Genomic DNA, 21,886 nt, shown 5'->3' on the forward strand with positions numbered 1-21,886 from the left:
CACTCCGAGGCCGGCACAGCGCCGGGCTCTTTTCGTTTCAGGAGCCCAACATGCCCGATTTTCTCACCCGCTTCTCCTGCCTGCTCGACGTCGGCTCAGTGGCCAATGTCGCGCGGGCCTTCGACATCTACACCGCGCTGATGGCCGAGAACGGTCGCGAGGACCCGCCCGCCGAACCCTTCCTGCTCTCGCTCACGCCCGAGCATGGCGCGACACGCCTCTGGCTTCGCGACCCCGGAACCGCCGATCCGCAATTGCTGGTCACCTTCGTCACCCGCTGCGCGGAGACATTCGCACTCACCGGCACCTGGAGGTTTCAGTGGGCCGGTATTGCTTCTGACCCTGTCGTGGACGGCTTCTCCGGCGGCGCCCATCTGCTCGACCTCGGCACAGGCCGCACGATTGAATGGATCAGTACCGGCCGCTGGCTGGCCGAAAGCCGAATGCGATGATCCCCGACCATGCGCGCGCCCGGCCTCACGGTCGGGCGCTTTTTTAATGTCAGCGGACAAGAGGAAGAGGACGGCCGGGATGGGTCGAGTTCGGGCGGTCGAGAGAGAGCGCCAACCGAGCTTGTCCCTTCCGCTCTCCCAAGGTTCCTTCCATGAACATTCTGTCTCCCGTGGCCCTTGCGGCCGTGCCCGTCACGCGTGCGTCCCAGACCCTCGCCGTGGCGCAAAAGCTTCTCGAACATCTCGAACGCGGCCAGCGCGTCGATGCCGCGATCCTTCGTGCAGCGATGGAAACAGCCTTCGGCGCATCCGACACCAGCGGCGCCTGGGACTGGAAGGCGGCCTATGAGGCCTGCGAGGTCGCGACAGTCCTCTTCCTGCGCAAATACGGAAAGGCGCTTTTCCGCAAGGCCGCGTCTCCGGCTGTACGTCTTTCCGCTCTTGGGAAAATCGCCGGGCTCATGCCGACGCATACGCGGCGCTCTGAAGAATCGCAGGCGCTCCAGCAGTTCTCGACGCCGGCGCCGCTCGGCCTCGCCGCAGTGGCGGCCGCCTCCATTGCCGCTGGCGATATCGTGCTGGAGCCATCGGCTGGCACCGGCCTGCTCGCCGTCCTGGCGGAGATTTCAGGCGGAACGCTCCTCCTCAACGAGCTGGCCGAGACCCGTGCCGATCTTCTCGCTGCGCTGTTTCCGGCCCCTGCCGTCACGCGCTTCGACGCGGCCCAGATCGACGATCACCTCGCGCCGGACGCCACCCCCACAGTCGTGCTGATGAACCCCCCATTCTCCGTTATGGCGAACGTCTCCGGCCGCGTGGTCGACACCGCCTATCGCCATGTCGCCTCGGCGCTGGCCCGGCTCGCCGATGGCGGGCGGCTGGTGGCGATCACTGGCGCCAACTTCAGCCCCGACCATCCGGCTTGGGCCGCGGCCTTCGTCCGGCTTCAGGAGCGTGGCCGCATCGTCTTCACCGCGGCCGTGGACGGCTCGGTCTATGCCAAGCACGGCACGACCATCGACACGCGGCTGACGGTCATCGACAAGCTGCCGGCTGACGATCGTTCGGCATTCCCCCTTCGCCCGGCATCGCGCCCGATGTCGACACGTTGCTCGGCTGGATCGAGACTCAGGTTCCGCCGCGTCCGACTGCCACCCTGCCGCCAGTGGCAACTTCGGCGTCTACCGCGACGCCTCGGACCGTTCGCGGATACCCCGCGCGTACTACTGCGGCACGTCCCGCCACGCCCGCGTCCATCGAGCCCGAAGGCGTCGAACTCGCCTATGAGACCGTGGAGTGGACACCCGCCGAAGACGGCCGGATCACCGACGCAATCTATGAAGAATACGAATTGCAGGCGATCCGTATTCCCGGCGCTCAAGCTCACCCGACCAAGCTCGTGCAGTCGGTGGCGATGGCCTCGGTCGCGCCGCCCAAGCCGAGCTATCGGCCCAGGCTTCCAGCCAACATCGTCACCGACGGGCTTCTCTCCGACGCCCAGCTTGAAACCGTCATCTACGCCGGCGAGGCGCATTCCGACTTCCTCGCAGGCTGGTGGACGGTTGACGAGACCTTCGACATCGTCTCGGCAGCGCCAGACGATGCGGCCAACGCCGTGCGCTTCCGCCGGGGCTTCATGCTTGGCGACGGCACCGGCGCGGGTAAGGGTCGCCAGTCGGCCGGCATCATCCTCGACAACTGGATGAGAGGGAGGCGCAGGGCGGTGTGGATCTCCAAATCCGACAAGCTGCTGGAGGACGCCCAGCGCGACTGGTCGGCCCTCGGCATGGAACGGCTGCTGGTCACGCCGTTGTCGCGTTTCCCGCAGGGCAAGGACATCCGCCTGTCCGAAGGCGTCCTATTCACCACCTATGCCACGCTAAGGTCCGATGACCGCGGCGAGAAGCTTTCCCGCGTCAAGCAGATCGTCGAATGGTTGGGCTCCGACTTCGATGGAGTGATCATCTTCGACGAGAGCCACGCCATGCAGAATGCCGCCGGCGGCAAGGGCGAACGCGGCGATGTCGCCGCCTCGCAACAGGGCCGTGCTGGCCTTCGACTCCAGCATGCGTTGCCGAATGCGCGCGTCGTCTATGTCTCGGCGACCGGCGCGACCACTGTCCACAATCTCGCTTATGCCCAGCGCCTCGGTCTCTGGGGCGGCGAGGACTTCCCGTTCTCGACCCGCGCGGAATTTGTCGAAGCGATCGAGGACGGCGGCGTGGCGGCCATGGAGGTGCTGGCCCGCGACCTGCGCTCGCTCGGCCTCTACACGGCGCGGTCGCTCTCCTATGACGGTGTCGAATACGAGTTGGTCGAGCATCAGCTTACGCTCGAGCAGACGCGCATCTATGACGCCTATGCTGGGGAGTTCGCCGTCATCCATAACAATCTCGACGCCGCGATGCAGGCCGCCAACATCACCGGCGGCCCTGATGGCAGTGGGGGCACGCTCAACCGGCAGGCCAAGTCCGCCGCCCGCTCGGCCTTCGAATCCGCCAAGCAGCGCTTCTTCGGCCACCTCCTGACCTCGATGAAGACGCCAACCTTGATCCGCTCGATCGAGCAGGACCTCGCCGACGGCCATGCCGCCGTGATCCAGATCGTGTCGACCGGCGAAGCCCTGATGGAGCGTCGCCTCGCGGAAATCCCGACAGAGGAATGGAACGACGTCCGGGTGGATATCACCCCGCGCGAGTACGTTCTGGACTATCTCGCCCACTCCTTCCCAGTGCAGCTCTACGAACCCTTCACCGACAGCGAAGGCAATCTGTCGTCGCGGCCGGTGTTTCGCGACGGTCAGCCCGTCGAGAGCCGCGATGCCGTTGCCCGACGTGACCGTCTGATCGGAAGACTCGCCTCGCTGCCACCAGTCCCCGGCGCGCTTGACCAGATCGTCCAGCGCTTCGGCACCGATGTCGTGGCGGAGGTGACCGGACGCTCGCGCCGCATCGTCCGCAAGTCGGGTGCCAACTCCATGACCAGCCCCGGCGGCATTGACCGCCTCGCCGTGGAGAACCGTGCGGCTTCCGCAAATCTCGCTGAGGCCGCAGCCTTCATGGACGATCAGAAGCGTATCCTGATCTTCTCCGACGCCGGCGGCACCGGGCGCAGCTATCACGCCGATCTGTCGGCGCGGAACCAGCGGCTGCGCGTCCACTATCTGCTGGAGCCGGGCTGGAAGGCCGACGCCGCCATTCAGGGCCTGGGCCGTACAAACCGGACCAATCAGGCGCAGCCACCGCTATTCCGACCGATTTCGACGGACGTGAAGGCCGAAAAGCGCTTCCTCTCGACCATCGCCCGCCGCCTCGACACCCTGGGCGCGATCACACGCGGCCAGCGCCAGACTGGCGGCCAAGGTCTGTTCCGGCCCGAAGACAATCTGGAGAGCTACTACGCCCGCGACGCCCTGCGGCAGCTTTACCTGCTGCTGGTGCGCGGCAAGGTTGACGGCTGCTCGCTCCAGATGTTCGAGGACGCCACCGGCCTGTCGCTGACTGATTCCACCGGCATCAAAGACGAGCTGCCGCCGATCCGGGTCATGGGCGCCAACCGCATCGAACTGTCCGGCTTCACCGACGCCATGCGTGATCGCCTCCGGGCCTATGGCCTGTTTCACGAGATCATCTCGTGGAAGCTGCGGATGTTCGTGCCGACCGATCCCACCGGCCCCGTGATCCTGACCAAGGTGCTGGATCGCTACCCGGTCGAGCATATCGGCGAGCGGGAGGCGGCGTGATGGCACGGCACGACGCCTCCGAACTGGCGATACGTCTCGGCCGACAGGCCGAGGCGGTATGCCGTCACTATCTCTCCGCGGGACATCGCGAGGGCCGCTACTGGCTTGTCGGCGATGTCCGCAACACACTCGGCCGCTCGATGTTCGTACGGCTGAAGGGTGGCGAAACCGGCAAGGGCGCCGCCGGCAAATGGACCGACGCTGCAACCGGTGAGCATGGCGATCTCCTCGACGTCATCCGCGAGAGCTGCGGCCTGGTCGACTTCAAGGACGTCGCCCATGAGGCGCGCACCTTCCTGTCGATGCCGCATCCCGAGCCGGATCGTCCGCATTCTGGCGAGCGCAAGTCGCCGGCGCCATCAGGATCGCCGGAAGCAGCGCGTCGGCTCTTTGCCATGGCGCAGCCGATTTCGGGCACACTCGTAAAGACGTATCTCCGCACACGCGGCATTACGGATTTGCACGGAACCGGAAGCCTCCGCTTCCACCCCCGCTGCTACTACCGGCCTGACGAGCACTCCCCGACCGAAACCTGGCCAGCAATGATCGCATCGATCACTGATTTGGACGGACGTCAAACCGGCGCGCATCGCACCTGGCTCGCCCCGGACGGATCGGACAAGGCACCAATCGACACGCCGAGACGGGCGATGGGCGACCTCCTCGGACATGCCGTTCGCTTCGGTGTGGCTGGCGACGTAATGGCGGCGGGCGAAGGCATCGAGACGATGCTGTCGCTCAGGATGGCGCTGCCCAACATGCCGATGGCGGCGGCGCTCTCGGCGGCGCATCTCTCGGCCATCCTGTTCCCCGACACGCTGCGACGGCTCTATATCGCCCGCGACAACGATCCGGCCGGCGACGGTGCGATGGCCACGTTAATCGAACGCGCGAACGCGGCCGGGATCGAGGCAGTCGTGGTGTCTCCAAACCTGGGCGACTTCAACGAGGATCTCCGCATGGCTGGTCTGGACAGCCTCCGGGCAGCGGCCCGGGTGCAGATCGCGCCACAGGATGTAGCGCGCTTCACGGCGCTGGCGGAATAGGCCGACAGGAGAATGCAGTCGGTGGAAGCGCCATCGTCGGCATCGCTCGGATGATCCTATGTCGGAGAGAACCGCGCCCCGGCCTTCGAGAGGGCGATCGGCCAGCAAACGGCCCGGACCCGCAATGCCTGCGGCGGACTATTTTCCGGCGCGGCCGCGGGCCTCTTTCCATCGCGAGGCAAAATAGCCCGCCCTTCGCCCTCCTCCGCTGCGCTCCGGCCCTCCGCTTCGCTGCGGGTGCAGGTCCGGCCCGCCCGCCGGCTTTCGTCGCCATGAAGGCCGCGAGGGTTGCGGTCGAACCGACGGAGCATCCCATGAGCGAGCACGATGACTTTGAGCCGCACCACACCTCTTCCCCCACCGACCATGTCCTGAGCGAACTCCAGCTTTACGGCTACCGTCCCTTCACGGATGAACCCGATCCACGACCGCTTCCGGAGGGCGACCATGTCGCCGGCGCCATCGCCGACATCTTCGACGCTCTGATCGTCACCCTGGAGAACACCCGCCTCGAACCCGACCTCGACGATCTCCTCTGGTCGACCGTCAACCTCTTCCACCGTGCCACCGACCGGATCGAGCGCGAGCTGGACGACAACGAGCAGGCGCAGCGCCGCGGCCAGCGCGAGCAGGACGGCAGCGAGGTGAAGGCTGTCGAGCTGGAACGCCTGACCGCCGAGGGCCAGACCCTGATCGAACGCCGCAACGCTTTCGAGCTGATGCGCGACCAGGCCGCAGAACATTATGAGCGCCAGACCAGCTCGAACTGGCGTCCGCGCTCTGGATCGATGGTCAACCATCGCAATCTGACCTCGGCGATGATCGACAGCCGGGACTTCCTCGCAGCCAAGAAGCGCGCCGACAATCAGGTGCTGCTACCCGCCGGTCCGAAGATCGCCTTCACCGGCGGGCTCGACTTCAACGATCACCACCTGATCTGGGCCAAGCTCGATCAGGTCCACGCCAAACACCCCGACATGGTGCTGTTGCACGGCAAGTCGCCAAAGGGCGCCGAGAAGATCGCGGCCAAATGGGCCGACGCCCGCAAGGTGCCACAGGTCGGCTTCGCACCCGACTGGACGAAACACGCCAAGGCCGCACCGTTCAAGCGCAACGATCAGATGCTGGACGTGCTGCCGATCGGGGTCATCGTCTTCCCCGGCACGGGCATCCAGGACAACCTTGCCGACAAGGCGAGGAAGCTCGGCATCCCGCTGTACGATTTCCGGCCGAAGAGAGGCGGCGCGTAAGCGCCGCCTCTCACAGCATCACAGGTCGGAACAGCGATCTACGGCTGATGATCTTGCCGGACGCCACGAACACGCCTTCGCCGGCATAGTGCAGCGTCTCGGGATATTTTGGCGACGCTGCGACATGTGCCTTCACCACCTCGAAGATGAAAGAAATTGTATTTGTCGACCAGCGCATCATCGTGAAGGCGACACTCGAAGCTGGCATGGCATTCGCCGATCAGCGGCGCATCAACCTTGGTCGCGTCTTCCGCCGTGAGATTGAATTTGACGAACTTGTCGATTTCGGCTCCTGACGTGTTGCCGATCCCGACCACGGTATCGGTCAGCGCCGTCGTCGGCAGGTTGATCACGCACTCCCGGCTCTCGCGGATCATGCGGTGACTGTGATTACCGCCGGAGATCATCAGGCCGACCAGAGACGGCGAGAATTCAAGGATCGTGTGCCAACCGAGCGTCATGATGTTGGTCGCGCCCTGCCACTTCGACGACACCAGCACGATCGGGCCGGGCTCCAGATAGCGCCGCACCTGGCTGACGGGGAAATCGATCCTCTCGGGAAGCTTCGGCATGGGCGTTCTCTTCGGCTGTTGCGCTTCGCATGAACATACCCGCCCATGTCGGCAGCATCACGACCGACAGCATCGCGGCGTTGCTTTGGTGCGAAAGCATTGAACGGGCGTTTCCCTCGTGGCCCCTTTCATGGCGGAAAACCATCTCCCGCTTCCATTGCGCTGATCCTTGGTCCAACCGTTGGCCTGACGCCATCAACCCATAAAGGGTCGGACTACGCAAAGCGTGCCGCCGCTCCGGCTTCGCCTGCGCGATGATTGCGGCCATCGGCTGGACACATCGGGCGCCTGTCGCGCGGGAGATGGTCTCCCGCCTCCAACAGGAGCCGGTCACATGTCCCTCAATCAAGCTCACGCCTTCGCCTTCAGCCTCGCCACCACCCTCATGGTCTCCATCGTCATCTTCCAGACCGGCGACGGCACCATGGGCGTCATGCCCGCCAGCGAATATGACGGCGATTTCGCCGCCATCGTTCACGAGATCGACCCCTTCGCCCGCTAGTCGCGGGCAAGGTGACAGGGCCGCAAGCGGAAGTCCCATGGGATTTCCGCTCCCGTCCTGCCTTCTCTTCGGCTATACTATCAATGCGCCGTGGTGGTGGTGGAGGCGCAACCGTCAGACCTTTATCTCACGGAGAACACCACCATGATCTTCATCGGCATCATCTCCAGCATCGCGGCGACTAGCGTTCTCTGCTGGTTGCTGTTCACGCTGGCTGTCTTCGCGCTGCCGTTCTTGGCCGGCGTCAGCGTCGGGACATGGGCCTATCAGACCGGCGCCGGCTGGCTCGGCGCAATCCTCCTCGGCCTTGTCGCCGCCGCACTCACACTCGGCGTCGGGCAGTTCCTGCTCGCCTTCATCCGTCCGCTCTCGATACGGCTCGCGATCGCACTCGCCTCTGTCGCGCCCGCGGCGCTCGCCGGCTACCACGCGACGCATGGCATCGTGAAACACACCATGCCCTCCGACATCTGGCAGCTCATCTTCTCAGTTATCGGCGCAATCGCCGTTGGCGTCACGGCGCTGATCCGGGTGACGGCAATGGCCGCGCCCGGACCAACCGGGCAGACCATCGCGCGGGCCTGACATCGGTGCAGGCGCCGGCGGGATGGTAAATTGATGTCTTAGCGGTCGCGCCTTCCACGTCGCCAGGCTCGTTTGCAATCGCGCTGACCGGATCGAGGGCTACTCCAACTGACGTGCCATGCCATCGGTGACGGTGCCGGGGGCAATGCCGTGACAGCGCGCAGACGGTGCAAGTGCCGGGAGGGGGCGATCCCGTGGGCGACGGGCAGGAAACGGCGGTACGTAGCGTCTGGCGGAGTTGGTTTGACCCGCGGTGTCAGGCGTCGCTACGGTCATATCGGTCCGGGATGGCCGCCATATTCTCCTGTGATGCGTCTCTGTCAGGTCGACCGCTCCAGAACGGCCTCGTCAATGGGCTGATCTGGCCGAAGGTCGGCTGTGCCTCGATCGCCTATGACGCAACAGCGGCGTAGGAACTTTCTTCCCCTGCCGGAACCCACCCCACGCGGCAAACCGCGCAGGGACCCCGGGTCGCCGTCATTCCTCGCGCGCCAAGAAAGCCCCTCCTCTGCTGTCATGCCCCTTTGGGGTGCGTCGTCCATCGCCTTCGGCCGGTCGATCGCCATCGAGGCCGCAATGGTGCGGGCTCGGAACAGAGTTCAAGGAGAAATACCATGGCAACCATCGGAACCTTCAAGAAGACCGGCAACAACGAGTTCAACGGCGAAATCGTCACCCTCAGCGTCCAGACCAAGAACGTCCGCATCGTCCCCGACGCCCGCGCCACCGGCGAGAACGCTCCCAGCCACCGCGTCTTTGTCGGCCGCGCCGAGATTGGCGCCGCCTGGTCCAAGACCTCCAACGAGGGCCGCGCCTATCTGGGCCTGAAGCTCGACGATCCCAGCTTCAACGCACCGATCTACGCCAACCTCTTCGACGACGAGGAAGGCGAAGGCTTCAGCCTTATCTGGTCCCGCCCGAACGGTCGCCGCAACGGAGAATAGCACCCACCAAGGCCCTGCCCGGACAATCGGGTGGGGCCTCCCTTACAGGCCGCAGTTCTGCGAGCCCATCGTCCATGCATCATGACTTCGTCTTACTCGCGGACAAATTGCACCGCTCTCGCTGTGATGGTGGGCCGCCCTACGCCCGCGGATTCGTCCTCTCTATAACGGCAGCTCTTGATAAAGCGGATGGCGCAGCAGCCGATATCTTGGCAATGGCATCAACAGAGACCCACGAAACAGCTTCTGGCTAGAATGCAGATTTGACGTTTGTCCGCATGCTTCCCCGGTCTATTCAAAGCCGCGTTCAACCTTTTTGGAGACCAGTAGTCATGAGCGAACTTTGCGTCCTTTACACCTACACACTCCATAGCGAGGATCCGCACAACACGCGCTGGAAATATGCCGAGCTTCCGGACAACGCATACTTCGAGACGCTCGACGAGGTTCGTACGGAAGTAATCGACCTGCTTGAAGATACAGACGAGACATCGCCGAACAGCAAGCGGCGTATTCAGATCGAGAGGATCACGACGCTACCCGCCACAAAGGAGTCTTTGCTGACATTGATTAACTGGGGCCTTGAACCAATTATCATCGACTATGAGGTCGTGGAAATTATGGGCTAACGAAGCTAAACTCGTCACTCATATCGACGAGCCGGGATCACAGGCAATTGCTGCCCATGCCTTTCGCCCCAATTATCGACCAAAGCACCTGATTGTCCGCAACCGACACCATTGCCGTCATTGGCGACCAGCGTAGTCTCTAGTCTCTGTCTCATGTTGGCCCAAAGCGGACGTTTCGGGCCCGGGCTCCCGTGGCCGCGATGGGTTTAATACAACGGTATGCTTTAGAAGGGCAGGCAGGAATACAGTGGTCCTGGGGAGCTTTATCTAGGCTCAGGACCTATTAATTCCGTTTGAGTTGTGATTCACGGTTTCCGAGAAGGAGGCCGTGATGGGTGATTTGTTTCTGCTGAGCGAGCGCCAGATGGCGCGGATATCGCCGTTCTTTCCGCTGTCGCACGGGGTACCAAGGGTGGATGACCGGCGGGTGGTGAGCGGCATCGTCTACGTGATCCGCAACGGGCTGCAGTGGAAGGACGCCCCCGCAGGCTACGGCCCGCACAAGACGCTCTACAACCGCTTCATCCGCTGGAGCCTGATGGGCGTGTTCGACCGCATCTTCGCCGGGCTTGCCGGCGAGGGTCCGAAGCCCGAGCGCATCATGATCGACGCAACCCATCTGAAGGCTCATCGCACTGCGGCGAGTCTGCTAAAAAAGGGGATGTTCCCCGCCGTATCGGGCGAACCAAGGGCGGGCTGAACTCCAAGCTCCACACAGTCTGCGACGGTGACGGCCGACCGATCATCCTGCTCCTGTCGGAAGGCCAGATGAGCGACCACAAGGGTGCACGCCTGGTGCTCGGTGCCCTGCCGCCAGCCTCTCATCTGATTGCCGACCGTGGCTACGATAGCGCCTGGTTCCGCGAGGAACTGGAAGCCAGGGGCATCGAGCCGTGCATCCCGTCGTGCCGAAGCCGCAAGATCCCATACCCCTACGACACAGCCCTCTACCGCCAGCGCCACAAGGTCGAGAACCTGTTCGCCAAGCTCAAGGACTGGCGGCGCATCGCAACCCGCTACGACCGATGCGCCCACACCTTCTTCTCGGCAATCTGCATCGCAGCCGCCGTCATCTTCTGGCTCTGATCAATGAGATGCTGTAACGGGGCCTGCGCCGTGCGCCACCGGCTCAAGCATCTTGCAATTGCTCACGGCAAGCTGTCGCTGTTCCCGTATCAGTCTCAATCGGAGGAATACGGGATGAAACTGTTTATCGGACTGGATGTATCGCTGGCGAAGACCGCCGTCTGTGTGATCAATGAGCATGGCAAGATCGCAAAGGAAGCGCAGGTTCCCAGTGATCCCCAGGCGATCGTGGACTTTGCAAACACCCTGCAGGGAGCGGTCGCCATCATCGGGCTGGAAGCCGGACCGCTGTCCCAGTGGCTGCATCGCGGTCTGGCCGATGCCCGACTGGACGTCGTTCTGATGGAAACCCGACAAGTGAAGGGCGCACTGAAGGCAATGCCGATCAAAACGGATCGGCGCGACGCTGAGGGGATTGCCCGACTGCTTCATCTGGGCTGGTTCAGGCCTGTACATTGCAAATCCGTGTCTGCACAGGAGGTTCGCGCGCTTTTGGCCGCCCGTAAGGCGATTCAGCAAGGCATGATCGCGCTGGAGCTATCGCTGCGCGGACTGCTGAGAAACTTTGGCCTGAAGGTTGGCGCCATCTCACGCGGCCAGTTCGACGCCCGGATCAGGGAATTGGTGGACGGCAATTCCATGCTACAAGCAGCGGCCGAGCCGATGTTACGTGCGCGCACCAGCCTGCGCCATGAACTAGCCGGGCTCGAACGTCAGGTTCGTCTGCTTGCAAAGGACGATGCTGCGTGCCGGCTGTTGATGACGATGCCAGGCGTCGGGGCGGTCGTCGCCTTAACTTTCCGATCAGCTGTCGATGATCCCGGGCGGTTCTCATCGTCCAAGAAAGTTGGTCCATGGGTTGGTCTTACACCGTCGCGCAACCAGTCCGGGGAGCGCGACGTGATCGGCGGCATTACGCGAGCTGGGGACGCCAATCTGCGAAGAGCCTTGTGTCAAGCGGCTACCGTCATGATACATCGGGGCCGCTCGACATGGCTGAGAAGCTGGGCTGCGCAAGTTGCCAAACGCCGAGGTGCAAAGCGTGCGATGGTGGCTTTGGCAAGGCGCATCGGCACCATCCTGCACCGGATGTGGAAGGATGGTACTGAATTCTCCGCAGTCCCGTTGATCGCCACGTCGGCCTGAGCGTTATATCAGAACCAGATCGTTGATGTCTGCGTGAGCGCAGGCCTTCGAGGTCCCCAACCGGGACGCGGTTCCGATGATGCCGTGGTCAGGACTGTAGCAGGCCTCGGTCGAGCACGCCAATGAGATGGGCACATCGGAATTGCCGCACTGAACCAGCATCATGTTGGCGGCCATCGCGCTGACCACGGACCGAAGCATGAACCCGGGGCGACCAAAAACGAAGGGCTAAGCGAGCTAGGTATCGGCGATAGGGAATCCATGACAATTATTTGCCGCACTGGCAGCATGACCGCGCTGCTGCGGTAGTCACTTTTTGCTTGACTGCATCGGCCCCGTTACCGAAGTCCTGAGCCTAGAGCGGTCTGTGCCTTCCATGTCGTTTTTGTACTACCGCCCGAGGGCCATCAGAAAAGCATCCATACGCTCGAAAAGGATATTCTCGGGCTGATCGCCTTTCGAAGCCCCTTCGAGCATCTTGCAGAGGTCATTCAACGAGATGGTAAGAATAAACTTCCCATACTCCCGAAGGATCCCCTTTGCTGCGTCTACCGCGTGCTTCGAGGCGCCCTTTCGGGCAATGATGATCGCTACAGTTCTTAAGCCATTGGCCACGAGGTACTTCTCGGTAATTTGAATCTCGCGCTGACCGATGGGGTCTGCGTAATTCTTTGCTTCGAAGACCACGTATCTCGTCGAAAAGTCAGAAGCCAAATCGGACCAAAACGATGTTCCGGTTGACCTGATCCTGCCCACAAGATCCATTCTGTTAAGATCATCGCTGGTTCTTTGCTGGCGGACGAAGTTCGAGAGATGAGCGCTGAATAGGAAACGGATTGCCTCCTCGCAGGCGAGTTCGAACGCCTTCCAGCCCGGCTCCGCCTGCTCGATTGATCGCAGCCTGGTCGCCAGCCGCATCCCTTGATCGTTTGGACCATCCACCTCTGGCTTTTCGATTACCTCATCAATGATCGTGTCGGCGATCAGGTCCTCCAGCGCCTCAGCAAGTTCGTCATCCCCGGCGACGATCTTGCGCAAGTCGTTGATCCCCCAAACGTCAACGTCATGGTCGAAGCCGGATGTTTCGATACGACGGTGTTCCGCTGCACCGAAGTCTTTTGTCAGGATGAGGATTCCTCGTGAGTACGGACCACGCAGCACGACCTGGCGCAGGTGTCTGTGCGCATCTTTCGCCCAGGTATGCCAGTCGTGCTGCCAGCGAAGGACTTTGATTTCAACGGCGACAGGACCGGATTTGTCCGCTGGCTTGAATGCGAGATCGGGTTCCCAGCGGAACATCTCCCAATCCTCTTCCGACTGAGGTGGCTCTGCTGGCTTCATACGAACAGCCTGCCCCACTCTATCTTGCGACAATGCGCGCTCGAGAAACTCTTCCCACTCGAGACCGAGGTTCATCATCTCAATCTGCAGTTCTTTCATTTGGCCCATGGTCGCGTCCGCTGACTCTGAAAGTGCGTTAGGGAGTTGTTGGCGCCCCAGGAGGCGATGACGAAAAAACCGGTGTGGATGTCGTCCGACCTCATAGGTCGCCGATCAAGCGCCAAGCGTCCCACAGGAGGGCTAGGATAGGATCTGCAACGGCCATCACTCCGGCGGGATAGACTACCCACAGAAGTGCACCAATCAGCACAACATAGACTGCCAGCACTGGGATAATTGAGACTCGATAAACCCGTCGGGCTCGATAAATTGGCCGGGTGACCAGCTCAGCCCACTGTTTGTCAGACATGAAGGCGTAAAGGCGCTGCCGCCATTGCGCGCGAACTTGCTTGGCGAGGACATCAAATCGCCAATTGGAAAGCACAGTGGTCAGTAAGCTCGCAAACAGCAGCGCCGCCGCACCCAAAGAGGCAATATTCACAGCAGAGGAGTTCGTTGTGGCCGAGCGCAAAGCAAATGCCGCACCCGCGATAGCTGCATCTCGCCAGAGAGCAGACAAAAGATCGCGCGTGGCCGTCTGCGATCGCGCAACCTCGTCCTGCAGGGCCTTTCGGAGATCACCCAAGGATTTGATTGCTTCCTTGCTGTCGTCCTGTAGATGGAAGGCAAATGCCTCGCGTGCGCTAGCCAGCGCGTGGTCCAGGACACCTCTGAGGCCAACGGGCCATTTGGCACTGTCTGGCCAATACAAAGCCAAGTGATTGTTGAGCAGGTGGAACTTCGTCTCGGTGTCACGCCGTTGGTCGTAAACCCATCGTACCGCTTCCGTGACAACATCAAAAAGCTGAAATTGCGGTTCGCTGAGATCAACATCGCCGAAGGCAGACCTGGCGCCTTTCAGCACGACCTGTTTGCTCGCGTCTGATGTTCGAATTTCAGTTGGCAGGCAAAAGATCAGGTTCCTCACGGCGGCTTCTTTCCAAGCGGAGAAAACGCCTGAGCTCTCGTCACCCGGGACGATCAGGTACCAAGGTCGGATGTCGATCGGAGCTGATTGATAGCTCTGGTCTCGAACCAATCTGCGTGGGCTGTCGAAGATGTCTTCTAGGCGTTTTTGATCGACCGCGCTGCCCCATGTAGAATAGACGCATGATCTCGTGGCAAACGGCAAAAACTCCTCGGCGACCCATATTTTGCGAGCGGTAAGCATTAACTCGGGATCACCTAGGGCCGCTTCGAAGCCTGCTCGGGTAACGAAGTATGCCGCGTCGGCTTCGACCCTCTTCGTTAACCTGACCGAGACAGCTTCGCACTCTATGCTCGACACATCCCCATTTGCGAGGTCGATCTCCCCGCTGATCTCCCCAAACACGGCCAGCGTTCCTTGCTTGGTCAAAGCCAACGTCGAAGCCAATTCAGAAATCCGATTGAAATCCTCAACGGCAATGTTTGGGACCTGATCGACTCGGCACACCGATGTCGTCTCGGCAAAAACCGCACCTTCCGATGCGGCCATCCGCTGAAACAGGATACCGAGTTCGATCATCTCCTGGAGCGTCATAGGTTCGTCAATCGGCTAGTCGTGATGGTGATAACAGTACCCGCAGCCGTCGTTGCGGTTTTCACAGTATCCGAGGCCTGCTCCGGTACGTCGATCTTCACTCCCTCCGCAGTCTTATACTTCTGCGGACGCAGCTTTTTCACTGCGCCTTTGTCGAACTTGAAGACCTCGCCTTCAATGCCTTTTTTGGCCAGCCCTTTGTCGAAACTGGCCCGCACCGCAGCGCTGCCATGTGCGCCGAAAAACTCGGCGAAGAACTCGGCGGCATCGAACTTATCGCGCTTCTGGACCGTATCGTAGTACCGATCACGCACATTCTGCGTGATATCATTCGGCAAATCGTTCTGATGATTCTTTACCACCTCAACGACCAGCGCCTCGACGGCTTGAGTCATTTGCTTGTCATCGAAGAGTCGCTTGCATGCAAGAAATCCACGGAAGAAATCGGTGATCTCGTGACGAACGGTTTTGTCGACAACAACGATGTTGTCATCGCCATCGACAATCTCGATCAAGGCAGACTTTTGCAGCGCGTCAGCCGACTTCGTGAACGAATTCGCGATTGCTTTCAGGATCGCCTTTGCATCTTCTGTAATGTCGTAGGTAACTGCCTCTTCATGGTCGTATTTCAGCACGGACAACAGCTTGCGTTGGCCGGTGACCAACGTCATCAAGATCATCACGCCTGGCTTGATGCGCTTGTCTCTAGCCGCGTGAAATGTCTGCGCAAGCGTTTTTGACACCGGTACGAACTGGCTTTCGTCGTTCAAGACCTGCTTCAGCAGTGTCCTGGTTATGGAACCGTCGGCGAAGATGAACCGGTTTCCCCGTAACGTCTCCATCGCCCTCTCGAGGAAGAAATCCTCGAAATTTCCGATGGGCGTCTCATCGAGCAAGATCGGCTCATCGTTACGATGATGAACGACATGAAAAATGAACTTGTCGATCGAGAGATTTTCGATCTCTTCCTCTGATAACTGCATTTACTTCCCCCAATGAAATCACAAGAAGCGCAAGCTATCGATTCCGCCCAGGAACGCAATTCGTTCGTTTTTTGTTCTATCATGTGCCGGAGGCGTCGTGAAGGCTTCCGCCTAGCGCCAAGGTGGTGTGTTATGACGGAAGCCTTTGACAGGCTCGCCAGGGCAGGAAAGCCCACCTGCATCAGCGCGATCCCGCCATGCCAGCAAAATGCCGGTCTTTCTGTCCGCTTGTGACGCTAGGCGGTAGTAAGCGTCCCAAAAGCTGTCACTCCGTTCTTCACCCCTACCCCGTTCCGACTATGGTTCGATCAGGAGTGGCGATTAGACGATTGAGCCGAACACCTGAATTGCGCCATTTTCAACCATCAACTCGACGCCCGATTCTTGAACGTGCGTTCAGCGCGGCGATTGCGTCCACATTAGCCTTGCTTGGTCACCGCGTTGACCTGTCAACAAGCATTAGTTCTCTCCGTCACCGGATGGCTTCCCGAAACGAACCCCAGCACCGCCACCATTCTCTGCTATCAGTACAATTCCTGCTGCTTCCAATGCTCTTCGGATTGAAATTAGACTATTACGGTGTGGGATCCGAGCGCCACGCTCAAAGTCAACAACCGTTGCGCGTGAGACGGCTGCCGCACTTGCAAGTTCGTCTTGGCTCCAACCCAACATCGCACGAGCGCCTCTGCATTGCTCTACTGAAATCATCCTATTTGTCGGAATTCATCATTTTATTTGACATCAATCGTGGTTCACGCATAAATTGCTCTCAGTGGTCGCTCATGCGGCCGAACGAGGTGCGCTAACACCTCCTTCGGCCTGACCACGATCAAGCTTTAGGGAGCTCGGATCATGGCTGATTCCGACAATACCACTTCTTTGCCTTTCGTCACCTATGGGGTGCGAAGGAAGAGACGTGCTGTGGATGACAAGGGAACAGCGAGCGCCCACGGTTCCGCACGCTCGACTGAACCCGTGGAACCTGCGGTTGCGCTGTTACTGGATTGGCAGCAGGCTCATCGTGAAGCTACGCTTCTGTGCCGGCTGCAGCAGCGGCTCGAAACGCGGGTGATGCGGCGGCTTGGATCGCCGCCATCCCATGCTGGCGAAGCGGCGGACACGCCCTGCCCTGTCTCGACATCACCAGATCATCAATCCTCGCTCGACGCATTGGACATCGACCCCGGCTATGCCCGGGTCCGTGCGGCAGAGCTTCAGGCGATGGAGGCGGAGGAGCGATGCCTTGAGGCGGTTGCCGTCACTCTTGCCCAGTCAATCGAGGGGGTGATCGCCAAGCTGAGGGTCATCGTCGGCAGCAGCGAGACTGCGGGCAGAGCGTCGGAGTATCCCTGGCCGCAGGTGAAATCCGTTCTGTCGGACCTCACCCGCCTGATGGATGAAGCGGCGCAAGCCCAGACGTCTGCCGAGACCAGTCCAGGCGCCGACACCGACATGGCCACAGGGCGGCGAAGCTTGGTCTGACCGCATGGCAGGCGGCCACGTGGAGGCGCGCGCGGGCGGAGAAGAAGTGCCTGATACCGCGAGGGGAACCCCCCAGGGCCGGCATCGCAATCGGGGCGAGCTTGGGGGCTACCCTGCCCTTTCCAAATCAAAACACCACAATGGGAGATGAGAATGACTGTGAGGAAAGCTGTGCTGCGCGGGGTGCAAGGGCTGCGGCGGCTGGGTCTGCGGCGGCAGGGGTTGATCGGGTTGATGGCACTGGTGGCGATGCTGCTCAACCTGCCGCACGGCTCGGCTCTGGCCGAGACGACCAAGGAGCGTGTCTTGCGCGAGGGCAAGATCGTCATCGGCATCCACAACCGTGCGCCATGGGGCTTTCGCGATGAAGCCACCGGACAGGCAACGGGTTGGCATCCCGATCTGTTGCGTGCAGCCTTTGCCGAGCTTGGCGTCAAAGACCTCGATATCAGGGTAACCGAGTTCGGCGCGCTGATCCCCGGGCTTCTGGCCGGCCGGTTCGATGCGGTAGCCTCCGGCCTGGCCATCACGCCGGAGCGCTGTCTTCAGGTCGCCTTCGGCGCGCCCGACCTGAAAGTGCCCGATGCCGCCATCGTAGTGGCCGGCAATCCAAAGCAGGTGCATGGCTTTGCCGATATCGTCGGCAACAGCGAGATCGTCATGGGAGCGGGTCGTGGCAGCGTGTCGGTGAAGAACGCGACGGCAGCCGGTGTGCCGGAGGACCGCATGCTGCTGTTCCCCGATATCGAATCCAACGTGTCTGCCCTGCGCGCCGGCCGCGTCGATGTCGCTGTTTTGTCCTCGCCCACGGTGATCGGCCTGCTCTCGGGTGAGAAGGCAAAGGGACTGGAACGCGCCACACCGTTCGTGACCACCGACGAGCAGGCGAACTACGCAGCCGTCGCCTTCCGCACCGGGGATGAGGATCTGCGCGCGCTTTATGACGAGCAGCTGGCAGCACTCAAGCAGGACGGCACGGTTGCCGCCATCATGGCCAGATACGGCTTTGGCACGCCCGAGGCCGTGCCGGACAGCGTTACTGCCCAAAAGCTCTGTGATGGTGCCGCTGGCAAGCCGGGTGCCGGCAAATGAGCGTGCTCGACATCTGGCTTGGCATCCTTCAGGGGTTCCGGGTCACCGCATCGGTCACGCTCTACGGCCTGCTCTTTGCCATCCCCTTCGGTCTGGTGTTCGGGGTCGCGCAGTATCTGATCACGGGTCCGGCACGGCTTCTCGTCACTGGGATCATCGAGTTCTGGCGCAGTTCGGCCGTCATCATCCTGCTGTTCGTCTTCTACTATGCCCTGCCAGTGATCGGCCTGATGTTCTCGGCCATGACCGTCAGCGCCATGGTGCTGGGGTTGAACATCGGCGGCTATGCCAGCCAGGCCGTCAGGGCGGGACTGCAATCGCTCGACCGGGGGCAGAAAGAAGCAGGACAGGCGCTCGGGCTGTCGCGGCCGACCATCCTGCTTTTGATCGAACTGCCGCAGGCTCTGGTGACGATGAGCCCGACCTTCATCAACCAGATCATCCAGCTGGTGAAGGCGACATCGCTGGTCTCGCTGGTGACCCTGACCGACATGACCTTCCGCGCCAAGGAGATTTCTCAGATCGAATACGACCCCGTACCGATCTATCTCTCGCTGCTCTTGGCCTACTTCGTCGTCTGCTATCCCATCGCCCTTTTGGGGCGTCAGGTCGAAAGCCGGGTCGGCCCGGCACGGGAGATCAGCGGTGGGCTTTGATATCGACTTCGCTCTCTCGACGCTACCGACCATTCTCAGCGCCATCGGCATGACCTTGCTGGTGGCAGCCGTCAGCTGTGTTGGAGCAGCTGCCATCGGATTTGGCTTTGAGATCACCCGGCGCTCGGGCGGTGTCATGGGTTATGCCGTGCGCTTCCTGATCGACTTCATCAGAGCAACCCCGGTGCTGGTCTGGCTGTATTGCCTGTACTTCATCCTGCCCTTCTACGGCGTTCGCCTCAGCGCCCTTGCCGTCGGCATTATCGGTCTCAGCGTCTACTTCAGCGGCTATCTCTCCGAAGTCTTCAAGGCAGGCATCGATGCCATCCCCAGGGGACAGGCGGAGGCAGCCAGAGCCTTGGGGCTGGGCCGGATGGATATGACAGTGTTCGTCATCGCGCCGCAGATGCTGCGCAACATCGCAGCACCCATGGGCAACTACTTCGTCTCGATCCTCAAGGCGACGCCCTATCTCGCCGTGCTGGCGGTCCCCGAGATGCTGGGCCGTGCCTTCGACATCGCCTCGGAGACCTATCGCTATGCCGAGCCGCTGACCGTGGCAGGCCTGATCTTCCTCGGACTGGCGCTGATCATCTCGCAAGCCATCAAGCGGCTGGAGAGCCGATTGCTCAGGCCGATGCGCCGGTAGGGGCGGTGACGATATCGCCTTCGGCGGGCTGTCGACCGCCTGCGTTTCATCTTCCCCAGCGGAATGATCCGCTGACGGATAGAGGCGGCGTCAGGACAAGCACCGACCCAGGACCGGCAAAGTGGCGCCCAGCGAAGACTGACGCCGCAGACAGCGGCCAACGCAGAACCCGGGACTGCGCCGCGACCACGATCAACGAAGAGGATGAGGCGAGCCGCACCTGGCTGGACAAGTCATCATTCGACCGCGCCGACCGTCGTTGAGCACGGCTCACCCCGTTCCAGTCATTCCACCACATCACCCAAACAATGCAGAGAGACCTATGCCACAGACCGACAAAACCCCTGCCGTGCACGCCGTTCAGATCGCTGCCCTCAACAAGTGGTATGGCACCTTCCACGTTCTGAGGGATGTCAGCCTGACCGTGCCCAACGGCTCCCGCATCGTGGTCTGCGGGCCATCGGGATCCGGCAAATCAACCCTGATCCGCTGCATCAATGGGCTTGAAGCCTACCAGCAGGGAACCGTGATGCTGGGTGCGACCCGCCTGGGCGAGAATGCCAGGGAGACCACCCTTGCCCGCAGGCAGACCGGCATGGTGTTCCAGAACTTCAACCTGTTTCCCCATCTGACCGTGCTGTCCAACTGTACGCTCGCCCTCAGACGGGTGTTGGGCATGGTGCGGCATGAGGCGGAAGGCCTCGCCCGTCATCATCTGGATAAGGTGCGCATTCCCGAACAGGCCAACAAATATCCAGCCCAGCTCTCCGGTGGGCAGCAGCAGCGTGTCGCCATCGCACGGGCGCTGTGCATGAACCCGCGCCTGATGCTGTTCGATGAGCCGACCTCCGCACTCGATCCCGAGATGATCAAGGAGGTGCTCGACGTCATGACCGGACTGGCCAATGAGGGCATGACGATGATCTGCGTCACCCATGAGATGGGCTTTGCCCGTGAGGTCGCCGACCAGGTCGTGTTCATGGACCAGGGCAGCATCGTCGAGCAGGCGTCGCCCTCGACCTTCTTCACCACCCCCGGCCATCCGCGTGCCCGCAGCTTCCTCAACACCTTGCTGCATTGAGGGGAGAGACAAAAGAATGGCGAGCACGACCCGCATCTGGACCGATGTCGACTTCGACAGGGATGGCAAACAGTTCGGCTGTCTCCGCCTGCCCTTCTCCACCGACCTGTCGGCCTATGGCACCATTCCCATCCCGATCGTCTGCATCAGGAACGGTACGGGCCCGACCGCCCTGCTCGTCGCCGGCAATCATGGCGACGAGTATGAGGGGCAGGTCGCTCTTGCCAAGCTGGCGCGGCAGATCGAGGCCTGGGATGTGTCCGGCCGGATCATCCTGCTGCCGGCGCTGAACTCTCCCGCCGTCACCGCAGGCCGACGTGTCTCGCCACTCGACGAGGGCAACCTCAACCGGATGTTTCCAGGCGACGCCAATGGCACGCCGACCCAGATGATCGCTCACTATGTGACAAAAATCCTCCTGCCCATGTCCAGCATCGTCATCGACCTCCACTCAGGCGGGCGATCCTTGCACTACCTGCCCTGTTGCATGATCAGGAGCAGCAGTAGTGACATGGAGACGTCAAAGCTGATCGAACTCATGCAAATCTTCGGCGCGCCCTATGGCTCCATCAGTGACGGGTCGGCCGGCGGTGGAGCGACCACGCTGTCCGCCACAGCGCAAGCGCTGGGTGTGCTTGCCATCACCACCGAACTCGGCGGCGGTGCATCCCTCTCATCAACGGGCGAAGCGCTGGCCCGGGACGGTACTGTTCGATGCCTGAAGCATCTCGGCATCCTTCCCAACGCACCAGTAGCGCCAGCCGGGACCACTCGGATCATGCGCGTCAACGGCAAGCAGGCCTTCGCCTACGCGCCGGTGCGCGGCATCTTCGAGCCAATGATCGAAATCGGCGATGAGGTTGTCGCAGGCCAATGTGCCGGCTTCCTCCATCCCCTGGATGGACCGGATCAGCCCGTCACGGCAGTTCACTGCGCACAATCCGGGCTGGTAGCCTGCCGCAGGGCGCCGGCATTCACGGAAGCCGGCGATTGCCTGTTCAAGCTGTTGTCGGACGCCGATTGAGGT

General features: G+C 61.6%; 19 protein-coding genes and 2 pseudogenes. 16 read left to right on the forward strand and 5 right to left on the reverse strand.

Annotated features, from left to right (window positions below; all coding sequences use genetic code 11):
• The first annotated feature begins 50 nt into the window (after positions 1–50).
• The 4 genes and pseudogenes from ICI42_RS20975 (at position 51) to ICI42_RS20990 (ending at position 6,490) form a co-directional block, all read left to right on the forward strand.
• The gene (locus ICI42_RS20975; RefSeq protein WP_188166556.1) at positions 51–452 is read left to right on the forward strand and encodes a hypothetical protein; all 402 of its coding nucleotides are present in this window, start codon (positions 51–53) and stop codon (positions 450–452) included.
• Positions 453–604: 152 nt separating this feature from the next.
• Positions 605–4,026: pseudogene (locus ICI42_RS20980) on the forward strand (strawberry notch-like NTP hydrolase domain-containing protein); the annotation flags it as partial.
• Positions 4,027–4,193: 167 nt separating this feature from the next.
• Positions 4,194–5,240, forward strand: a complete 1,047-nt coding sequence (locus tag ICI42_RS20985) for a DUF7146 domain-containing protein (protein WP_188166557.1) — start codon at positions 4,194–4,196, stop codon at positions 5,238–5,240.
• Positions 5,241–5,554: 314 nt separating this feature from the next.
• A complete protein-coding gene (locus tag ICI42_RS20990; protein ID WP_188166558.1) occupies positions 5,555–6,490 on the forward strand; it encodes a DUF2493 domain-containing protein in 936 nt (311 codons plus the stop codon).
• 10 nt (positions 6,491–6,500) lie between these two features.
• On the opposite strand, the pseudogene ICI42_RS20995 reads toward ICI42_RS20990, so the two are convergent.
• Positions 6,501–7,062: pseudogene (locus ICI42_RS20995) on the reverse strand (flavin reductase family protein).
• A gap of 334 nt (positions 7,063–7,396) precedes the next feature.
• Here ICI42_RS20995 and ICI42_RS21000 point away from each other — a divergent pair.
• The 6 genes from ICI42_RS21000 (at position 7,397) to ICI42_RS21025 (ending at position 11,954) form a co-directional block, all read left to right on the forward strand.
• Positions 7,397–7,564, forward strand: a complete 168-nt coding sequence (locus ICI42_RS21000; RefSeq protein WP_188166559.1) for a hypothetical protein — start codon at positions 7,397–7,399, stop codon at positions 7,562–7,564.
• A gap of 144 nt (positions 7,565–7,708) precedes the next feature.
• The gene (locus ICI42_RS21005; RefSeq protein WP_188166560.1) at positions 7,709–8,149 is read left to right on the forward strand and encodes a hypothetical protein; all 441 of its coding nucleotides are present in this window, start codon (positions 7,709–7,711) and stop codon (positions 8,147–8,149) included.
• Positions 8,150–8,763: 614 nt separating this feature from the next.
• Positions 8,764–9,093 carry a DUF736 domain-containing protein gene (locus tag ICI42_RS21010; protein WP_188166561.1) on the forward strand — a complete coding sequence of 110 codons (330 nt, stop codon included), beginning with the start codon at positions 8,764–8,766 and terminating at the stop codon, positions 9,091–9,093.
• A gap of 332 nt (positions 9,094–9,425) precedes the next feature.
• Positions 9,426–9,722 carry a hypothetical protein gene (locus tag ICI42_RS21015; RefSeq protein ID WP_188166562.1) on the forward strand — a complete coding sequence of 99 codons (297 nt, stop codon included), beginning with the start codon at positions 9,426–9,428 and terminating at the stop codon, positions 9,720–9,722.
• Positions 9,723–10,053: 331 nt separating this feature from the next.
• Positions 10,054–10,808, forward strand: a protein-coding gene (locus ICI42_RS21020) for an IS5 family transposase (protein ID WP_188166563.1) whose coding sequence is annotated in 2 segments (ribosomal slippage) — positions 10,054–10,387 and positions 10,387–10,808 — 756 coding nt in all. Because the reading frame shifts where the segments join, the coding sequence is not laid out codon by codon here.
• Between the two features lie 114 nt (positions 10,809–10,922).
• Positions 10,923–11,954, forward strand: a complete 1,032-nt coding sequence (locus ICI42_RS21025) for an IS110 family RNA-guided transposase (protein WP_188166564.1) — start codon at positions 10,923–10,925, stop codon at positions 11,952–11,954.
• A gap of 390 nt (positions 11,955–12,344) precedes the next feature.
• On the opposite strand, the gene ICI42_RS21030 is transcribed toward ICI42_RS21025, so the two are convergent.
• The 4 genes from ICI42_RS21030 to ICI42_RS21045 form a co-directional block, all read right to left on the reverse strand.
• Complete coding sequence (locus tag ICI42_RS21030; RefSeq protein WP_188166596.1) at positions 12,345–13,403, reverse strand: hypothetical protein; 1,059 nt, start codon at positions 13,401–13,403, stop codon at positions 12,345–12,347.
• A 91-nt stretch (positions 13,404–13,494) separates the two neighbouring features.
• Complete coding sequence (locus ICI42_RS21035; protein ID WP_188166565.1) at positions 13,495–14,916, reverse strand: hypothetical protein; 1,422 nt, start codon at positions 14,914–14,916, stop codon at positions 13,495–13,497.
• Positions 14,913–15,899 (reverse strand): nucleoid-associated protein, encoded by a 987-nt coding sequence (locus ICI42_RS21040; RefSeq protein ID WP_188166566.1) that lies wholly within the window; start codon positions 15,897–15,899, stop codon positions 14,913–14,915. The genes ICI42_RS21035 and ICI42_RS21040 overlap by 4 nt, the downstream gene beginning before the upstream one ends.
• Positions 15,900–16,358: 459 nt before the next feature.
• Complete coding sequence (locus tag ICI42_RS21045) at positions 16,359–16,607, reverse strand: helix-turn-helix transcriptional regulator (protein ID WP_269140801.1); 249 nt, start codon at positions 16,605–16,607, stop codon at positions 16,359–16,361.
• A gap of 144 nt (positions 16,608–16,751) precedes the next feature.
• Between ICI42_RS21045 and ICI42_RS21050 the strand changes: the two genes are divergently transcribed.
• The 6 genes from ICI42_RS21050 (at position 16,752) to ICI42_RS21075 (ending at position 21,883) form a co-directional block, all read left to right on the forward strand.
• Positions 16,752–17,381, forward strand: coding sequence for a hypothetical protein (locus tag ICI42_RS21050; protein ID WP_188166567.1), 630 nt, complete (start codon positions 16,752–16,754; stop codon positions 17,379–17,381).
• 153 nt (positions 17,382–17,534) lie between these two features.
• Positions 17,535–18,473: an ectoine/hydroxyectoine ABC transporter substrate-binding protein EhuB gene (gene ehuB / locus ICI42_RS21055; RefSeq protein WP_230980483.1), complete on the forward strand. Its 939-nt coding sequence runs from the start codon at positions 17,535–17,537 to the stop codon at positions 18,471–18,473.
• Positions 18,470–19,129, forward strand: coding sequence for an amino acid ABC transporter permease (locus ICI42_RS21060; protein ID WP_188166568.1), 660 nt, complete (start codon positions 18,470–18,472; stop codon positions 19,127–19,129). The genes ehuB and ICI42_RS21060 overlap by 4 nt, the downstream gene beginning before the upstream one ends.
• A complete protein-coding gene (locus ICI42_RS21065; protein WP_188166569.1) occupies positions 19,119–19,778 on the forward strand; it encodes an amino acid ABC transporter permease in 660 nt (219 codons plus the stop codon). The genes ICI42_RS21060 and ICI42_RS21065 overlap by 11 nt, the downstream gene beginning before the upstream one ends.
• Before the next feature lie 322 nt (positions 19,779–20,100).
• Complete coding sequence (locus ICI42_RS21070) at positions 20,101–20,859, forward strand: amino acid ABC transporter ATP-binding protein (RefSeq protein ID WP_188166570.1); 759 nt, start codon at positions 20,101–20,103, stop codon at positions 20,857–20,859.
• 16 nt (positions 20,860–20,875) lie between these two features.
• A complete protein-coding gene (locus tag ICI42_RS21075) occupies positions 20,876–21,883 on the forward strand; it encodes a succinylglutamate desuccinylase/aspartoacylase family protein (RefSeq protein WP_188166571.1) in 1,008 nt (335 codons plus the stop codon).
• Positions 21,884–21,886 lie beyond the last annotated feature (3 nt).

The sequence above is a fragment of the Oryzicola mucosus genome, from assembly GCF_014534685.1.
GTDB classification, from domain to species: Bacteria; Pseudomonadota; Alphaproteobacteria; order Rhizobiales; family Rhizobiaceae; genus Oryzicola; species Oryzicola mucosus.